This is a genomic window from Brucella pituitosa (genome assembly GCF_003049685.1).
GTDB lineage: Bacteria > Pseudomonadota > Alphaproteobacteria > Rhizobiales > Rhizobiaceae > Brucella > Brucella pituitosa.
The window spans coordinates 263,982-282,508 of sequence record NZ_PYSY02000003.1; the positions used below are offsets into that span (position 1 = coordinate 263,982).

An 18,527-nucleotide genomic window follows, 5' to 3' on the forward strand; every position below is an offset into this window, starting at 1 on the left:
GCTTACCTATGCAAGAATTGGTAAGAATTGATCAGAATTGATTAGTAGAATTGCATATTACATCTCTCTATGCTGTTGCAAATTTGATGCGATGGCTCTTTGGTTGCCTTAACTGACAGTTACAAAAGCGCGAGGATTAACACTGACGATTTCGCGAGGCGACTTTTCGATCACATCACCGGTTTGTTCGACTATCGACGGACAGCCTGATCGTGTGGGAGGCCATGCCAACTTTTCAGTTCACAATCACTCACATGACCGCATGCATATGCGCGCTGCTGTGTACCCGTTATCGGCAACAGAAATGATGTTTGCGCTACCAGCTGTATTCTTGTCGCCTATGCGATGGTGACGGAATTGAAGCCGCTTGTCAGTGACTTCGGAGATAAAAAACGGAATTAGTCGCAAGCGACAGCCGTAAGAGGGGACACAGGGATATGCCGCACGGTGAATCGCAAGACACGAATGCAACGTTGAATACAAACATCAAGTTCTTTTACACACCACCTTCCTGTTCGTCGTCAGCATTGACGCGATCGACTGCGCTTTATGCGACCTTGTTTGCCCTTTGTATTGCCAGCTCACCACTTGCAGCCGAAAATCTCACAGTCGATGTGTCAATCGCCGGAGGCGACGGTGGAGATGGAAATGGCGGAATTGGCGGTGTTGGAGGCTCTGTCGGCCACGGTACAGGCAGCGGCGGTGATGGCGGCAGCGGAAACTCAGAGGGCCAAGCTGGAACAGGCGGTGGCCTTGGAGGAACTATCGGTGTTATCGCTGGCGCTATCGATGGCGGTGGTGGTGCTGCCCTTTCCGGAAGAGGCGGAGGCGGGGGCGGGGGTAGTGGGATAGTGCTCAGCGGTGCAAATACGATCACCAATAATAGCAATATTGCCGGCGGTAACGGCGGCAATGGAGAGTTCAGCAGTGACAATTATGCCAATGGCGGCGGCGGCGGCGATGGCATTACTCTCAAGTCCGCTACTGGCACGCTACTCGTCAACAACGCCGGAGCAAGCATTTCTGGCGGCGGGGGTGGTGCTGGCAGCAGCATTTATGGTAGCGGCGGCAGCGGCGGGGACGGGATTTCGCTCGAAGGTGATAACAGTACGATAATCAATGCTGGTACGATCTCCGGTGGCGGCGGTGCTTTTCAATCCATCTCTGCAGGTCACGCCGTTTCTCTGACTGGTGATAACAATCAGCTCGAGCTCTGGTCCACCAGCATTATCAATGGCGATGTCGTGGCAACAGGAAGTGGCAACGTGCTGACGCTTGGCGGAAGCACCAATGGCAGTTTCAATGCTTCAGCCCTGGGGGGGCAGTATCAGGGTTTTGACAAGCTGGAAAAATCCGGTAGCAGCAGCTGGACCATAACAGGCGATGCTTCTGGCTTTACGGGCACAACCATCGTCCGAAGCGGAGCGCTTTCTTTGGAAGGAACGCTCGGTGGAACGTTTATTGTCCAAAATGGTGCGTTGAGCATCGATGGCGGAAACTTTGGCTGGGCGGGCGCGCCGGGACAGAGTTTTGTCGGACAGAACGCTGGTGACGATGCTGAACTATTAATAGCCAATGGCGGACAGCTTACAACGGTAGACAAGCTCCACATCGCCGATATGACCGGTTCGCGAGGTTTTGTCGGCGTTCAGGGCGACGGGTCGAGCCTGTCAGTCAACGATCTCACAATCGGATTTGCAGGTGACGGAACTCTATCAGTTACAGACAGCGGACATGTTTCGACTACCGCGTTCATGAATGTCGGAGGCGGTAATTATGGCCAGCTTGGGACCGGCTCTCTTTTGATCGACGGTGCTGGATCAACGGTAGCTATTGGTACAAGTCTGCAGATCGCTGCACTCGGAGATGGTGCCAATGGCAGCGTCACTCTGTCGAATGGCGGTTTGTTAAGTGCCGCTGTCGTACGAATGCTGGCGAGAAATGAAACAGGTTCAGCCACCATCAACATCGGAGCTGCGGCTGGCGATGCGGCGACGGGAGCCGGAATTCTTGATACCCCCTTCATAGACCTGAACACTTCGGGTTCTTTGGTCTTTAATCACAACAGCACCAACTATAGTTTTACATCGGTAATCGCCGGCAAAGGCGCAATCAGCCATAAGGCTGGCGTTACAACGTTCGCAGCCGATAGCGATGACTTTAGAGGAACAACAAATGTTTCTGGCGGCACATTGTTGGTGGGGAAACAAGCCGGAGATGGCTCGCTCGGTGGTACCGTCAATGTTCTGTCCGGTGGAACACTCGGTGGCGCTGGTTCGGTCGGTCGGACTGATGTCGAAGCAGGTGGAGCGTTATTGGGTCAGCAGGGACAAAGGTTGACCTTTAGAGACGGACTAACGCTGAACAGCGACTCAACCATCAATGTTGCACTCGGCAACCCTTCCACTACGTCACTTTTTCATGTCGCTGGTAATCTGACACTTGATGGCACGCTCAACATTACCGATCAGGGTGGCTTCGGAGCCGGAGTTTATCGGCTGTTCGATTATGTATCGTTTGTGAACAATGGGCTGGAAATTGGCAGTATTCCTTCCAGCGTTGTTGCTGGCGATCTTCTGATACAGACTGCTATCTCCGGACAAATCAATCTGATCAACGCCAGCGGTCAGATATTGGGCTTCTGGGATGGCAGCAACGCGGCTGTTTTTGACAATAATAAAGTAAACGGCGGATCGGGAATCTGGAGGGCGGATGGTCGCAACTGGACAACGGAGAATGGCGCAGTCAATGGTCCTTTCCAGCCCAATCCGACCTATGCCGTGTTCCAGGGCACAGCCGGTACCGTAGACGTGGATAATACTGCCGGCGCGATAAACGTTACCGGCATGCAGTTTGCTGTGAATGGCTATCGGATTGAAGGAGATCCAATTGCCCTGCAGGGCACCGGCGGTGAAAGTATCTTTCGGGTCGGCGACGGTACGGTCGCAGGCACTGGAATGACGGCTACGATCGCATCCGACATTACCGGGGCCAGTTCACTCGTTAAATCTGATTACGGCACATTGGTTCTGTCAGGCAATAATAGTTACACCGGTGGCACTAAGCTCCGCGCGGGAACTGTTTCTATTGGTTCTGATACCAACCTTGGCGCTGCCTCGACCAATCTCATGTTTAGTGGTGGTACGCTGGCCACAACTGCGGGCTTTGTTACGGACCGTGATGTAATCTTATCCGGTGCAGGTACGTTCGATGTGGCCGCGAGCACCGAACTTGGCCTCAATGGCGCTGTAACGGGCGCAGGCGATTTGATAAAAAGTGGTGGAGGCACGTTGCGGCTCTCTAATGCCACCAATAGTTATGGCAATGCTTTCGTTCAGTCTGGAACGTTGATCGGTGATGCTGGCTCCATCTCAGGTAATATTGGCAACGCAGGAACTGTGGTGTTCAACCAACTGACGGACGGATCTTTTGCTGGCGACATCGCTGGCTTAGATGGTGTCTCTGGATCCATGATCAAACAAGGAGCAGGTAGTTTGACGCTTACTGGAGCGTCAAAACTCGATTGGATAATCGATTCCGGTAACGTCACCACTGCGGCCGGGCGATTTAACCGCAATGCCGATATTGCCTCCGGCGCATCTCTCACTTTCGATCAAACGGATGGGACTGCTTATGAGGGTGTACTGACGGGAGCCGGACGTGTGATCAAGACTGGTTCCGCGACCGTCTTTTACAATGGTGACAGCTCGTTCTTCGAGGGTAGCACCGAAATTACCAATGGAGCAATTATCGTTGGCTCAGATGCAACGCATGCCAACGCTGTGCTCGGAGGATCCTTCAATGTAGAAACCGATGGCGTTCTCGGTGGCCATGGCACCGTTGGTTCGGGGGCCGGATCTCTCGTGACGATTACTTCTGGCGGTACGATTGCACCGGGCAACTCTATTGGCACGTTTAAAGTCAACGGCAGCCTGACCTTCGATTCAGGTTCCATTTATCAGGCGGAAATCACCCCCGCACTTGAAAGCGATTTGATCAATGCGAGCGGTACGGTCACAATCCACGGTGGTACGGTTTACGCTGTGAAGACCGCTGGCCTCTATTCACCGGGCAGTCGCTGGGCGATTATTGGTGCTGATGGCGGGGTTTCCGGTGCTTTCGACAACCTTGACCAGAACATGCCTTTTGTTGATCTGGCACTCGCCTATAATGCCAACCACGTTTATATCGACGTCGTTCGCAACACGGTTGCGTTTTGTGAGATTGCAGAGACCCGCAACCAGTGCGCTACCGGAAATGGCCTTGAAAGCACAGGTGGCAGCAATTCTGCTTATAATGCTGTTGCGGCACTTCCTGATGAGACCGGTGCGAGAAACGCTTTAGATCAACTATCCGGTGAGATCCATGCATCTGTCAAAACCGCTTTAATTGAAGACAGCCATTTTGTACGCGATGCGGCAATCAATCGTATTCGGTCGGCCTTTGATGGCGACACGCCCTCGATGAAGGCTGTGCCGTTTGATAGCCGAACTGTAACAAATTCTGTTCAATCTAATGCAGGCGGGCTGACCGTCTGGGGGCAAGGCTTGGGTGCCTGGAGTGACTATGACAGTAATTCCAATGCCGCCACACTGAAATACTCCACGGGCGGTTTCCTGTTTGGTGCAGACGCGCCGGTGTTCGATACCTGGCGTTTGGGTGTGGTTGCAGGATATAGCCATACCAACATCCATGTGGACGAACGCTTTTCTCAGGGTGATAGTGATAATTATCATCTGGGCGTGTATGGCGGCACCAGCCTGAACATGGGTGGCGGGACACTGGGTCTGCGAACCGGTCTTTCCTACAGTTGGCATGAAATGGATTTCAGCCGCTCCGTTTCCTTCCCTGGTTTTTCAGATAATTTAGAGAGCAGTTATAGTGCCGAAACGTTTCAGGCTTTTGGCGATCTTGGTTACCGACTAGATACAGATATTGCCGACTTCGAGCCATTTGCCGCACTGGCTTATGTGACGCTGCGCACTGACGATTTTGCGGAAAATGGCGCGACAGCGGCGCTTCATGCCAGCAGCCAGATAACGGATACAACCTTCACCACATTAGGGATCAGAGCCTCAACAGAATTTGCCATCGGAAGCATGAACGCTACAGCACGTGCTGTGCTCGGATGGCGCCACGCTTTTGGCGACGCAACACCTATCTCTTCACTGGCATTTTCAGCTGGAGAGAACTTCACCATTGCCGGCGCTTCGATCGCAGAGGATGCAGCATTGATAGAAACTGGTTTCGATATGGTTCTGACGCCATCGGCGACCCTTGGTTTGTCCTATCAGGGGCAACTAGCCAGTAGCGCAAAGCAACACGGCTTCAAAGCAAACCTCGCTCTCCGATTTTGATGGCGAGTTTGGGTGACTTGCTCCCGTTCTCCAGTCGCTTTTGCTTTGTACCGGAATTTACTTTTATTGGTCAGCGCCACCATCGCCCCAGGCAATTATCATAAATTGGCGCCAGTCGAAGGGGCTATCTATCCCACCAATTCACGGTTGAATGATCCAGAGCAAGGCCCGGTTACAACAACCGGGACAATACGGGTGCAAAGAATGAGCAGCGACACATGTGCGCTGTCTGAAGCTAACGGATCAGTTGCTCGCAGCAAGCCTTTTTAAAGCCGCTTCGTAGAAGGACCGGTCAACCCAGGTATCGTAGTTGACTTTGCCCTTCAACAGATCAGCATCTGCCATGAAGGCTTCCTCCCCCTGAAGTGCCGTCACGGCCTCCTGCGTGATTTCCGGGTCCTGGAAGAACTTGCCCTCCGGATAAGTGGCGCGAACTGCCTTTGCGCTACTGCCAGTCTCTTTAATGAAGATAGCGGTTGTCTCTTCCGGGTTTGCATCGGCCCAGCGGGCAGTCGCAATATCGACAGCTAGAAGACGCGTCACGATTTCAGGATATTTGCGCGCGAACCCTCCGTTGACGCTGAGGAGATGTGGAACCGCCCAGTCAGGACGTCCCGACGTGCCAGCATCGAATATCAACCGCGCCGCCCCCTTTTCGACGAGTGTCTGGACCGTACCGGTGCTCTCAACGATGGCGTCGACGTCACCGCGAGCCAGCGCCGGGCCGGAACTTTCGATGCCGAGGTTCAGGCTCTCCACATCCTTAAGGGAAAGACCTGCGGCCTTGAGGGCCTTAGCGAAGGTCGAATGACGCACGGTGCCAGAGAGATAGGCAACCTTCTTGCCTTTCAGGTCCTCGATCGTCTGGATCGAAGATTCCGGTTTGACGACGATCTGTGTCTCGTTCGAACGGTTCCAGCTCGAAAGGCCGATGAGCTTCACATCGGCCCCGGTCGCCGCAAGGCGAAGCGACGGATTGTTGCCAATATAAGTGAAGTCGATCCCTCCCGAACCGAGCGCAACGGTGGCGGCGGAACCGCCATCGAATGTCGTGAGCTCGATCTTGATGCCATCCTTCGCGAATTCGTCCTCCAGCAACTTCTTGTTGCGATAGAGGATGAATTTCAGGTGACCCGGAGCAGTTGAACCGATGCGAATGACCTCTGGCTTCGCCTCATCGGCGAAAGCCGACGCTACGCTGGCGGCCGGAAAAAGCGAGAGTGTGATCACTAGTTTCAATAGTGTCCGGCGGAGTGACTTGGATGTCATGGATGGATCCTTTGAAGTCGCGTGTTCGTTGGAAGAAAAGGCTCAGTTCGGTCCGCTTTCCGCGTTACTACGCCAATGTGTTGCGCGCCGTTCCCCGGCCACAAGCAGGTAATTCAGGATGAGGCCGATGATCGTCAGCGTGAGGATGCCGGCATACATTCTATCGGTTTCCAACATCAGCGAGGAATTCTGGATTAGGTAGCCAATGCCGGACTGGGCTGCGAGCATCTCTGCGGCAATGACCGAGAAGAGCGAGGTTTTCACACCCAGCCTTGCTCCTGCGACAATAGAGGGTACAGCCGAGGGAAGAATGACCTTCTTGAAGAGATCCCAATCCGATGTCCCCATGGATCTGGCTGCCTTTACGAGCAGAGGGTCTACGGACTTCACACCGACGATGGTGTTGATCAGCAAAAAGAAGACAGCGGCGTAAAAGGTGATGGCGATCTTCGACGCCTCACCGATACCCAACAGCAGGATGAAGACCGGGAGCAAGGCAAATTGCGATGTGTTGCGCAGGGTCTGTACGAGAAAGTCAGAAGATTTTTCAAAGAGCGGATATCGCCCCATCAAGCAGCCAAGCGGAACCGCGACGACAACCGCAAGCGAAAAGCCGATCGCCGCGCGCTGCAGACTGATGCCGATATGGCCCGCGAGTTGACCGGATACAATCATTTCCCATAGCACTGAAAGCACTTGACTGAGCGGAGGGAAAAAGAGCGAATTGATCCAGCCGGCGCGCGGTGCAATCTCCCAAAGAAGGGCAAAAGCGATGAGCGCTGGTAAGCCCAGTGTTATCGTTGAGAAGGTTTCGCCAAAAACGATTGGCGACTTTGTTGCACGCTTTAGGGGCGATGGAAATGTTTTGCGGAGCTGTAGGTTGCGGTCGGTGATCAGACTCATCCGATCCTCCCTTAATTGGCATAGTTTGATGCGAGCACCCAGTCGCGCTGGGCTTTGACGACCTCGTCACGCAGGCTTTCCCAGACGCGACCGCGATAGGCATTGAAGGCCGCGCTGTTGCGGATATTGAGGTCGCGTGGGCGCGGCAGATCAATCTCGACGATTTCCTTGACGCTCGCCGGACGCGCAGTCATTACGACAACACGGTCAGCGAGATAAATGGCTTCGTCAATCGAATGGGTGACAAAGACAACAGTCGTTTTGATCTGTTCCCATATGCGCAGAAGCTCGCTTTGCAGGATATCGCGCGTCTGGGCGTCGAGCGCGGCAAACGGCTCGTCCATGAGGAGCACCTGCGGATCGGTGGACAACGCTCGGGCGATTGCCACGCGCTGCTGCATACCGCCAGAAAGCTGTGAGGGATAGCGGTCTTCAAACCCCTTGAGGCCGAAGAGATGCAGGAAATGACGCGCTTTCTCGCGGCGTTGTACGGCGGTTACGCCGCGAACCTCCAGTGCATATTCGACGTTCTGCAAAGCCGTCCGCCATGGAAAGAGCGCATATTGCTGAAAGACGTATGCAGTACGGGCATTCGGCTTCGAGACCTCAATGCCGTCGATGAGGGCGCCCCCGGAAGTAGCCTCGGTCAGGCCAGCAATAACATCCAGCAGCACTGATTTACCGCTACCAGAAGGCCCGACCAGCGTGATGAATTCACCACGTTTGATGCTCAGCTCGACACCATCCAGCACTGGAACACGGTTGGAGGCGACACCGTCGACGGTCACGGTTTGTCCCTGCTTGAGGGTAAAAGTTTTGCACAACGCGCTCACTGTAATGCGTTCCATGATCGAACTCCCTTCAGACCTGCGCCACGCGGATGTGGCGGGTCGGATCATCTTGTGTGCCACCGGCACGGCCGCGGTTCCAACCGAGCGACCGGGCGTAAGCGCCAAAAAGATCTCGCTGCAGCACCTCAATCTCAGAAATGCCTATCGGTCCGTCCGCCTTCTCGGAGACATAGAGCGCATCCGTCGGACAGTAGATCTCGCAGAGGAAGCAGGTTTGGCAGTCATCTTGCCTCGTGATAACCGGTAGACCTGTCTCGTCGCGATCAAAGACAAATGCCGGGCAAATCCGTTCACAGATATCGCAGCGAATGCAGCGGTCGACAGAAATCACTTCGATCATCGTTCAGCCCTCCCGAGCGGTTTCAAACACGAGGTCTTCACGCATGGCGCTTACATGATCGAGGCCAGAGACGACGATACGACTGGCCTGTGCCGGGTCTTCTATGGGAAAATCACTGCGGCGATGCATGCCCCGACTTTCCGTGCGCAAGAGCGCAGCAGCTACGGTCCAACGGGCGCTTGCCGTAACCGACGCTACCTCTCGTGCGCGAAGACGGTCTGTGCCGACCACCGGCGCCGTCTGGTTGAGATCGGCCCAGACATCTTCCAAAATGCGGCGGCTCGCTTCCAGCGTATCGGCGTTGCGCCAATAGCTTCTTTCGAGTGGCGCGATTTCGTCGTGCACTATCCGGGCGACCGTGGCGAGATTGACAGCCTTGCTATCGCCCGTACCGCGCAAACCTGTCGTACCGAGTGGTCGCAAGCGCGTGGCATCCCGGGATCTTCTGCTGCGGGCATGTTGGGCTGCTCCATGACCGGCCCACCAGCCACTGGCTATCGCCCAGGAAGCGTTAATCGCACCACCTCCGGAAATACCGCCAGTTACGTTTTCACGGCTCGCAGCATCACCGGCTGCATAAAGCCCGGCAATTCCTGTTGCACATTCGGAAGAGACGATGCGGATACCGCCAGTACCACGCACTGTGCCTTCGTATTTGAGATCGACCCGGAACAACTCCTCGAACGGGTTAATCCCCATGCGGTCGTAGGGCTGAAAACAATTCGGCTGGCCGCGACGCAGCCAATCTTGCATTGCGGGTTCGGCAAGATCGATCCGAGCATAGATGGGACCGGACAGAAGCGCCTTAGCCACTTGCTTCTCGCCGCCTCCGATACCGTTCGTCACCGGCTCGCCGCAAGCATCCCGCAGCACCTCGCCGTTCTCTCGGTAAAAGGTCGCCCAACGGAAAGGTAACCCTTTGTTCAGCGAGGAACCATAAGGGGCAAGTGTGTATTTGCCGGTGAACTCCATACCGGAAAGGGACGCGCCAGCCTCCGCAGCGAGGAGATAGCCATCGCCTGTAAGCCCCGTGCCTCCGAGAATGCGTTCGAAGAAGGCGCAGCCACCCGTGGCAAGCACAACGGCGCCAGCTGAAACAAAGAAGCTTGCACCATTGCGGCGCGCGAGTCCTGCAGCCCCGCCGACAAGATGATCGTCGCCAAGCAATTCCAAGATGGGATGGTGGTCGAGGACGGTGACGCCGGCCTTTTGTACGCGCTGGCGCATGAAGCGCATATAATCCGGACCGCGCAGGTTGGCGATGTAGAGGTCGCCAGTCTCGTCGCTGGGAAAGGGATAGCCCCACTCTGCGAGCTTCAGGAGATTTTCGTACGCTCTGTCCGCTGCTCGCAACATCCAGCGGCGACTGGCAAGGCCAGCCGTCCGCTTGAAACGCTGCTCGACCGAAGCTATCCGCCCCTCCCCTGGCGGCACGCACCACGTTCCCGTGTTGGACGGAGCTGTTGCACCGCTCGTACCGTGATAGCCCTTGTCCGCCAGCACAACACGCATGCCGGTCTCCGCGGCAGCGAGCGCTGCCCAAGCGGCGGCGGGACCGCCACCAACGACCAACACGTCAGTTTCGATGTGCCGCCCTTCTTTGGTGGGCTGTTCCTTGCGACGCGATGCCATGATGTTCCGATACAGAAAAGGAGGAGCCGGCCGGCAGTGCGGCTGTTTGTGTTGCGTATCAGCCGGCGGTCAAGAAGCAGGACGGTTTACTGCCAAGCCGGGCATCATCGAATTGGCCGTGATACACAAGCTTGCAATCACGGTCATGAAGGAAGAGGGCCGGCCTGTTGGTGGCTTCATAAGACTTGGCAACCCACTGCGATGGATTCTTCAGATTGGAAAAATCATATCCGTAGGTCTTCGCCTCATCGCCCACGCGCTCCAGCATCTTCGCCACATGTCCTTCAGCGTCATTGCTATTGTCTTCAACGACAACAAGCCCCCTTCCGGCAAAGTCGCGCGGAAACCGGCTATTCTTGAATTCCGCTAAGCAGGTTCCGAACGTGATGGGATTGGATTTTGTTTTGGGCATGGTATCCTCTCTGGAGAGCCAACGAATTCATTAATCCATAAATTTTATAGTTTTTATAGATATCTATTACTCAAGAATTCCGACGCCGGAGATAATGTTGCCGTGCAGGCGTGTAGTCTCAGAATTATTTCTGCTTACTCACAGCAAGTCCTCTCGCGTCAAGGAAGAACTGGTGACAGGCTTTAAGGCGTGGTAGCAGTTCCGCATTGAGTTGCGGCAAAAGTTGACTTTTTTCCATTTGCAATTGATCCCATCAGTCAAGCTTAAGTGCCTGTCTCTGTCTTATCATAGGACCAAAAAGAAATAGAAAAGCGGTTCAGATCGCGGTGAAATTCAACTTACAAGGACTAAGTTCACAACGATGACCACATTCAACTATCTGCCAGAACGCAAGACTGATCCGGTGCTCGTCGTTCGCCTCCGAAGAGGCCGGCTTGGATACGGTCTCCTTGCAAGCATTCGTTCCATACGTAGCGATACTAAAGTCTGGACACAATTATCTGCGAGTGCTTTGAATTGCTGCTTGAGCGAAAGCGATTTCACTGATGTGAAAACGCCCTGCTATTTGCGCATTATGTGAACAAGTTCGATACCAGCCACGGTAATGTTGGCTGTCGTTTCGGACTTGAAGCCGAGCATGGATCATATCCGGCGTTTGACGCGGCGATGTCCTGCTCAATGGTGTTGTCTATGTATTTGCTCGAGCGAATGGCAATGGGATGACCGGCCTGACTGTGCCCAAGTTAGAGCCTTTCGCAAGACGCCCTTGGCAGCAGTCAATTAACGTTTTCTGCTAAATAGCAATTCGAGTGTATCACCGTTGCCGCCAACCGCACGGTAGAGATAAAGGCACTCGCCTTCAACCTTCACATGGGCTTCATCCAGGGTCCGCTTCCGTGTGATCTGACGCTTCGTTCGATCGAAGCGCACAAGAAGTTTCGGGCTGCAGGCAAAACCAGCGATGCACGGTCGAGTGGTCCAGATCAATAGCGCGCTTGGCCTTCACTTCCTTCAGATTCCGCAGGCTCAGATTGTAAATCAGATACCATTGAACACAGAAGGATAACAGATTTGTCGAAGTGGCGACCTTTAAACATCGAAAATACTTTACAGCCGAGAGATCCGAAGGCTCTCATCGCTATCATTGATGAAAAGATCCCGGGGTATGCCGGTTTACGCCCACCCCTTGTGGATGGGGATCAATTGATCCGCGAATATGATATCTGCAAAGTCGGCAACCCAAGGCTTCGAACAACTATGACCCATCTCCGGCCTGATTATGGTTACGGCACCAGCCCAGGTCCGAGCTTACCCATCGGTTTGATACGTGAGTCGGGAAAAACGGTGGGCGTCTGCGCCAGACAGCAATCATCGCACTCACTGCAAGCTTTTGGTTACATGTTGGAAATACGTAACCAGCGGAGCGATAATCGGAGCAACTGCAACCAAAGCGTAGCCTTTCTGGCTACAATTCCTTTTACGTTCGCCGTGGCCTAATCGGCCTCGGGAGATCCAGGTGGACGAGCCGATTACAAATTCGCCCCGACACCCACCAGTTGCCCTTTATGCTGTCTAAATCGTTCTGTTAATTTCATTGATCTTCAACGACATCTTCACCATTACGAAACTTAAGGTGCCATTAAGTTTCTCTACTGTGACTCCCCAGAAAGGAACAGGAATACAAGTAAATATAGGAATCTTTGACCAAGCCTGAACGGCTGTCGGGAGCAGAATGAAGTTGTTTATCTATGATCCAGTTCGCACGAAAACGCAATATGGGACCATACACAGATTACGCGGCGATGAGAGCAACTATGGAGCCGAGGTTCCTTCCCAGCATTCGCCGATAAAATGCGCTCTGAGTTAATCAGCGACTAACAGACATTCGCATTCAATGAGGTTTTTTTCATGCACGATGCTCGTCGACAACAATCAGCAGAATTGTACAACTCACAAGTAAGAGCATATTCAAAATTAATTCCCGAACTTAGATGTGCGCCTCGAAGCACAGTCCCGCCATCGCGTGTGCAACGTCATCGGGCAATCCGCAGTCCTTGATCATTTTAAAGTCGCTGAAGACCAAGCAGCTCGCCGAACTTACCCGCCGTGAATGCGAAACTTCACCGATTTTGGCCGGCGAGCCTGTCTGTTAAAATTAATCTGCCTCCCTTCAAGGATGAAACATAAACATGAACGTTGAAGCTTCAGATACTCACAATTGCCTTGAAAATAGCTGACTTTTTACCCCTCCCTCTCGCTTGCGGGAGGAGTCGAAAATATGGTGTGCCATGAATGGGTAGGTAAGCATTACTCGGATAGCAATAAAAACCACGATATTTAGCCTTGTCTTTAGCCATCTCGCATATTGGGCCGTTAGTTATACGTTGGCGTCCCCCAATTTGGATAAGAACTCGTTTCATAATCCTTTCAACCGACCTGGCTGGCGTTGTCAGTCAGGATAAAGCTGCAACGCGAAGAACAAGTAGCGCGTTGGGCATTGATTAAATCAGCTTGTCGGTTAGAGCACATCCCGAAGAGGGTGGAACAGTTTTCGGAAAAGATGTTCGTGAAACAAATGATTAGAGCGCCCATCAGATTCTATCAATCAGATCGGTGCTCCCGTATTCAGTTATTAATGGCTTTAATCGCAAACGCGCATGACTATATGCTTTAATCTATATACCCCGGGTTTCTTGGACTGGTGAACCGTCCTGCCTATATCTGTTGCCAAAGCCTGCTGATACGGCCCGTGGCGAATTTGAGATGCAAGCTGCAACGCGGCGACCGATAACATCCCCTGTGAATGGCACATCAACTCTGAATATTCGCCCTACCGTTGGACCCGAATAAGGGCACTTCAAACATGCAGATTGCATAGCTTGTCGCTCGACCTTTCAGCAGAATCTCTTATTTGTATTTAGCTATCCTGTCGCCCCACACTATGTCTATAACAACATGTTCAGCTCACCCCCCTCCCCAGTACTGCAGTTGCAGAGGAGCCCCCCCGGCTAAACGGCTGTGGCCTATTGCCAACTTTCTGGCAAAGCAGCAAACCAATTGAATTTTATGCCGCAAAATAGCATCTTGGTTTCATCGAAGCTCTTCGGTTTTTGTCAGCCGTATATTTGGAGGAAAAGCCGCGGTTTTTCAATGGCTTGCTGGATTTGAGCCCTCATTTCCCCGCCTGTGATGGATGAAAGTCTCAAGCGGCACCAAGACTCCGCGACAGGCCAGCCGCCATGTCGCTTCCATCAAGCCAACAACAGACGCCGCGCGAGATGTTGACCAGACGGACAATGCCTGATCCTGACAGATTGTGCTGCGCCGGTAATCGTCGACCTGAGAGCCCATCATTCCCCTGCCTCAACAACGATTTGAAGAAGAACCGGCCGCGTAAAGAGAATGAACATGAAATCCCATCTTCGCAACGCGAAGAAATTGTATTGATCTGTGACAACTTGCTGCTACTAGCTTTATTATCAATCTCGTCCGGCTTACGGGATTAACGCAGATTTTTTGATCCCTTTGCCAACCCTCGTTCAATCGAAGGAGATAGGCAAAGTTCCGGCATTGTACGGGTTCAGCGGAGCATTGCCGATATCTCACCCTCAACATGCCCCCTCGTCCTACCTTCAATGGGTTTGGATAATATACTGTCGAGACTGCACATCCCCACGCTACCCTCGTTTGCGAAGGCGACGATGGACCAATGTGGGCCGCCTGACATGCTCACAATCTCCAGCTGCTTGATTTTAGCCCCCGGGGCGCACTTTTGATCACCAGATGAGGGAGGTTATCGGCCAAATATGCTGGGGCCGGAGCGGCTACAGCTATTCTTCTCAATGCCGATTAATTGTTTTTGCTGCTATGTTGGCATTTCTTTGAAGCAGCAAAAACAAAATAATTGGACTTGATTGAGGCCTTTATTTTCGACTCCGACAATTAATCTTTCGTTAACCTTAAATTCCTTGCCGTAAGGCCAGAATCGGATTTATAGTTGCGAAAATATCAATGCCGCGCGCTTTTTTGCGAAAGTGACCCAAACAAGGACTTTAGTTCACAAAATGAACGATCACAATACAAGCCGGTTTGACCACGAAATTGCAAGCCAGGGCTCAAAGATTTCCAGCGCGCTGAATATGCTACGGACTCAGCAGTATCCGCCGGATGCACGTAAAAGCCTGCGGCGGTTTCAGCTCCCTGAAGTTGCGGATCTTATTGGCGTTACTCAATCGCATTTGAGACAGCTACACAGCGAAGGCAAAGGCCCTGAGATCGAGGTGGTTTCAGGGCGCCGCTATTACACTGCCGAACAGATGCTCGAGCTTCGCGCTCATCTGGAAGAGAATAAAAAGTCCGATAAGCGCATTTATCTTCCTCGCCGCAAGGACGGCGAACCGCTTCAGGTTCTTTCGGTCGTCAATTTCAAAGGTGGGTCCGGCAAGACCACGACATCCGCTCATCTGGCACAATACCTCGCATTGACCGGCCATCGTGTGCTGGCCATTGACCTTGATCCACAGGCATCTCTAACGTCGCTGTTCGGGATTCAGCCCGAACTTGATGACATTGCTTCGCTTTACGAAGCATTGCGGTTTGACGATGAAAAGAAGCCGATTGCCGAAATCATCCAGTCCACCAATATTCCAAACCTCGACATCGTTCCTGCAAATCTGCTTTTGCAGGAATATGAATATGATGTGCCGCTCGCCATTTCGGGTCGCAAGGGTGAGGAGGGGCGACTGTTCCATTTGCGTATTGTCAAGGCTTTGAAAGAAATTGAAGACAATTACGACGTGGTGGTAATCGATTGTCCGCCGCAGCTCGGTTATCTGACAATCACAGCTCTTATGGCGTCCACGGGTATTTTAATTACCATCCACCCCCAGATGCTCGATATTATGTCGATGTCTCAGTTTCTTCAGATGCTCGGCGGTATCATGACGTCAGTGGCAGATGCAGGAGCACAAATCAAAGTCAAATGGTTCCGCTATCTTATAACCCGTTTTGAACCTACGGACATTCCGCAGGCTCAGATGGTCGGTTTCATGCAATCCATGTTTGCGCAGAACATGCTTAAAAACCATGTTCTGAAATCGACAGCTATTTCTGATGCGTCGATCAAGAAACAGACCCTTTACGAAGTTGAGAAGGGTGACTTTGTCCGTTCAACATATGAGCGAGCCATGGAAAGCCTGAACGCCACGAATGGAGAGGTCGCCGAACTTATCCATCAGACATGGGGGCGCAAATGAAGCTTTTGTCAGCCGTTTTTTTTCCAATTTTCCCATTATTATTCAGCTGGTTATCCGAAATGACCGTGGAGGTAGCAGCCAATGTCACGTAAGAATCCATTTGCCAATCTCGATCTGGCTTCAATCAGCAGCGATAAACCGGCCGCAAAAGCTGGCTATGGTATGACGGGTGCTGCCAAAACTGTTGTCCGTTCCATTGAAGAAATGGCCGAGAATACAAAGCGATTGATGGACGGCGAAACCATCATCGAAATAGAACCACAGCTTCTCGATGTCTCATTCGCTGCTGATCGGCTATCGGAAGACGATGATGAGTTTGAAGCGCTCAGAGAAGCGATTAAGGAACAGGGGCAGGCGACGCCGATTCTCGTGCGGCCGAATCCAAACAACAGTGAACGTTATATGGTGGTGTTCGGTCATCGCCGTGCGCGTGTCGCAATGGACCTCGGTATTCGCGTTAAAGCCGTTGTCAAAAAGCTCGACGATATTTCTTCCGCGATCGCTCAGGGGCAGGAAAACTCAGCGCGATCCAACCTGTCCTTCATTGAACGGGCTTATTTTGCACAGAACCTCCTTTCAAGCGGGATGGGCAAGGATATCGTTAAGTCAGCCATTGGCATCGATGACGCGCTGTTGTCCAAAATGTTAAGTGTGGTGGAGACTGTACCCTCGACCATGATCATGGCAATGGGGGCATCCAAAAAGATCGGCCGAGACAAATGGCTTTCGCTTCGCCAGATAATCCTAAATCCAGCTCATCTTGATGTGGCGCTTTCGCGTATTGCATCAGTTGGGTTTATGGCTTTGCCTGAAGAGGAGAGGTTTGATGCCCTCCACGAGTATCTGAAGAAATACAGTGTCCGTTCTGCCGCTAAAGCGCCGGCAAAGGTCACAACAGAAAAGTCATGGGCTTCAGAGGATAAAGCCGTTCGCTTTTTGATGAAGCAAAAGCCGAAAAACGTCGCCATAGAACTTTCCAGCGTGGAAGCGCGTCCATTCAGTGACTGGCTTTCAAACAATATGGATCGTTTCTATACCGAATATAAACAATCAAAACCGCAATCGAGTGGAGATTAACCGCAAAAGAAAAAGGCCCCCGATAACGTTTCCGTCATGGAAGCCTTCCTCAAGTTTGGTCGCTTCGAGAATCGCATTTCCATGAATCACTGTCAAGAGTGTTGAACGTCATTTTGACGGGCGAGTTTCTTTTGCCTTTTGAAAGGTGAAGGGAAATGCAGGTACTGGAAAGGATAACGTCCGCGTTTCGCGGGCGAACGATGACCCTTGCGCAAATGCAGGCAAAGACATCTAACACATCTGTTAATAAATCCGTTAATAGATGGGCCATCTACAAACAGCTTTGCATAGCCAAGACACAGTTTGGCGTAAATGATCGTTGTCTGGCAGTCCTGAGTTCTCTGCTGTCATTTTATCCCAACAACGAAATAAGCCATAAAACAGGTCTGGTGGTATTTCCCTCCAATCGCCAGTTGGCTCTGCGTGCCCACGGTATGCCGGAATCGACTTTAAGGCGTCATATCGCAGCGCTCGTTAAGGCCGGGCTGATCCTGCGTCGTGACAGCCCCAATGGCAAACGATACGCTTATAAGGATAGGGCAGGGGAAGTTGAAGAGGCGTTTGGCTTTTCTTTCCAGCCGCTCCTAGAGCGCGCAGATGAAATTGCGCAAGCTGCCCAATCAATTCAGGCTGAAGCATTGGCCTTGAAACGTACACGTGAGAAGATCACTCTCTTACGTCGTGAGATCACCCAGTTATTCCTGGCAGCAGAACTGGAGGGCAATGCTTCATCCATTCAACCAGAAAACGATCATTTCCGGGCACTCAACGAAGGGCTTCCTCGCCGTGCAACGAGCCTTGAATTGACTCAGAACTTGGAGGATCTGTCTGTATTGCATGCCCAGTTGTCTATATCCTTGAATTTTCAGGATAATAAGAATGAAATGAGCGCCAGTGATGCCCAAAATGAGCGGCACTATAAGGAATCCCTAACTGAATCCTCTTTTGAATCTTCTTTATGTAATTTTGTTGATTTGAAATCGACTTTCGTTCTAAAGCTTTCTCCTGTGTTGGAACCAATACAAAGCCAAACACCCAGAGCATTCTCGCTCGATATGGTTCTAAGAGCCTGCCCAGATATCCGCGAATATGCTGCACAAGGTATTGCTTGCTGGAGAGATCTCGTTGATACAACAAGAGGCGTTGCGTCATTTCTTGGCATTTCCGATAGCGCATACCAAGACGCCACTTCGATTATGGGTCGGGAACGCATTTCAGCTCTCATAGCCTGGATATTACAACGAGGTGGTGAAATTAAATCACCTGGCGGGTATATGCGCTCCCTTACGGCGAAGATACGCACTGGGGAAACGGATGTTGCCAAACTCCTTTTCGGTAATCTGGAAAACGAAAATAGGCAGTTTTTATGTAGCAGTAGTGCTGTGATTGAGCCCCGGAACGAGGCCGTACATTCATAAACTGGCTAGTTAT

The 18,527-nt window shown here is 52.3% G+C and carries 11 protein-coding genes and 1 pseudogene; 5 read left to right on the top strand and 7 right to left on the bottom strand.

All coding sequences use genetic code 11. The annotated features are described in order from the left end of the window. Positions 1–437: 437 nt before the first annotated feature. Positions 438–5,357, top strand: a complete 4,920-nt coding sequence (locus C9380_RS21510; RefSeq protein ID WP_128094610.1) for an autotransporter domain-containing protein — start codon at positions 438–440, stop codon at positions 5,355–5,357. Positions 5,358–5,600: 243 nt separating this feature from the next. On the opposite strand, the gene C9380_RS21515 is transcribed toward C9380_RS21510, so the two are convergent. The 7 genes and pseudogenes from C9380_RS21515 to C9380_RS21545 all read right to left on the bottom strand — a co-directional run. Further along, positions 5,601–6,626, bottom strand: a complete 1,026-nt coding sequence (locus C9380_RS21515) for an aliphatic sulfonate ABC transporter substrate-binding protein (protein WP_128094611.1) — start codon at positions 6,624–6,626, stop codon at positions 5,601–5,603. A 42-nt stretch (positions 6,627–6,668) separates the two neighbouring features. Then, positions 6,669–7,529: an ABC transporter permease gene (locus C9380_RS21520; RefSeq protein ID WP_128094612.1), complete on the bottom strand. Its 861-nt coding sequence runs from the start codon at positions 7,527–7,529 to the stop codon at positions 6,669–6,671. An 11-nt stretch (positions 7,530–7,540) separates the two neighbouring features. After that, positions 7,541–8,377, bottom strand: coding sequence for an ABC transporter ATP-binding protein (locus C9380_RS21525; protein WP_105535435.1), 837 nt, complete (start codon positions 8,375–8,377; stop codon positions 7,541–7,543). A 13-nt stretch (positions 8,378–8,390) separates the two neighbouring features. After that, positions 8,391–8,720, bottom strand: coding sequence for a 4Fe-4S dicluster domain-containing protein (locus tag C9380_RS21530; protein WP_105535436.1), 330 nt, complete (start codon positions 8,718–8,720; stop codon positions 8,391–8,393). A gap of 3 nt (positions 8,721–8,723) precedes the next feature. Next, a complete protein-coding gene (locus C9380_RS21535) occupies positions 8,724–10,352 on the bottom strand; it encodes an FAD-dependent oxidoreductase (protein WP_128094613.1) in 1,629 nt (542 codons plus the stop codon). 58 nt (positions 10,353–10,410) lie between these two features. After that, positions 10,411–10,764, bottom strand: coding sequence for a thioredoxin domain-containing protein (locus C9380_RS21540; RefSeq protein WP_128094614.1), 354 nt, complete (start codon positions 10,762–10,764; stop codon positions 10,411–10,413). Between the two features lie 501 nt (positions 10,765–11,265). Further along, positions 11,266–11,861, bottom strand: a pseudogene (locus C9380_RS21545) (IS6 family transposase); the annotation flags it as partial. On the opposite strand from C9380_RS21545, the gene C9380_RS26950 reads away from it, so the two are divergent. The 4 genes from C9380_RS26950 to repC all read left to right on the top strand — a co-directional run bounded on the left by C9380_RS26950 (position 11,836) and on the right by repC (position 18,514). Next, positions 11,836–12,261: a hypothetical protein gene (locus C9380_RS26950; RefSeq protein ID WP_164844696.1), complete on the top strand. Its 426-nt coding sequence runs from the start codon at positions 11,836–11,838 to the stop codon at positions 12,259–12,261. The pseudogene C9380_RS21545 and the gene C9380_RS26950 sit on opposite strands and share 26 nt — an antisense overlap. A gap of 2,567 nt (positions 12,262–14,828) precedes the next feature. Next, the gene (gene repA, locus C9380_RS21550) at positions 14,829–16,019 is read left to right on the top strand and encodes a plasmid partitioning protein RepA (protein WP_128094615.1); all 1,191 of its coding nucleotides are present in this window, start codon (positions 14,829–14,831) and stop codon (positions 16,017–16,019) included. A gap of 81 nt (positions 16,020–16,100) precedes the next feature. Next, positions 16,101–17,096: a plasmid partitioning protein RepB gene (gene repB / locus C9380_RS21555; RefSeq protein WP_105535441.1), complete on the top strand. Its 996-nt coding sequence runs from the start codon at positions 16,101–16,103 to the stop codon at positions 17,094–17,096. A 155-nt stretch (positions 17,097–17,251) separates the two neighbouring features. Then, entirely contained in the window at positions 17,252–18,514 is a 1,263-nt protein-coding gene (gene repC, locus C9380_RS21560) for a plasmid replication protein RepC (protein WP_128094616.1), read from the top strand. The last annotated feature ends 13 nt before the right edge of the window (positions 18,515–18,527 follow it).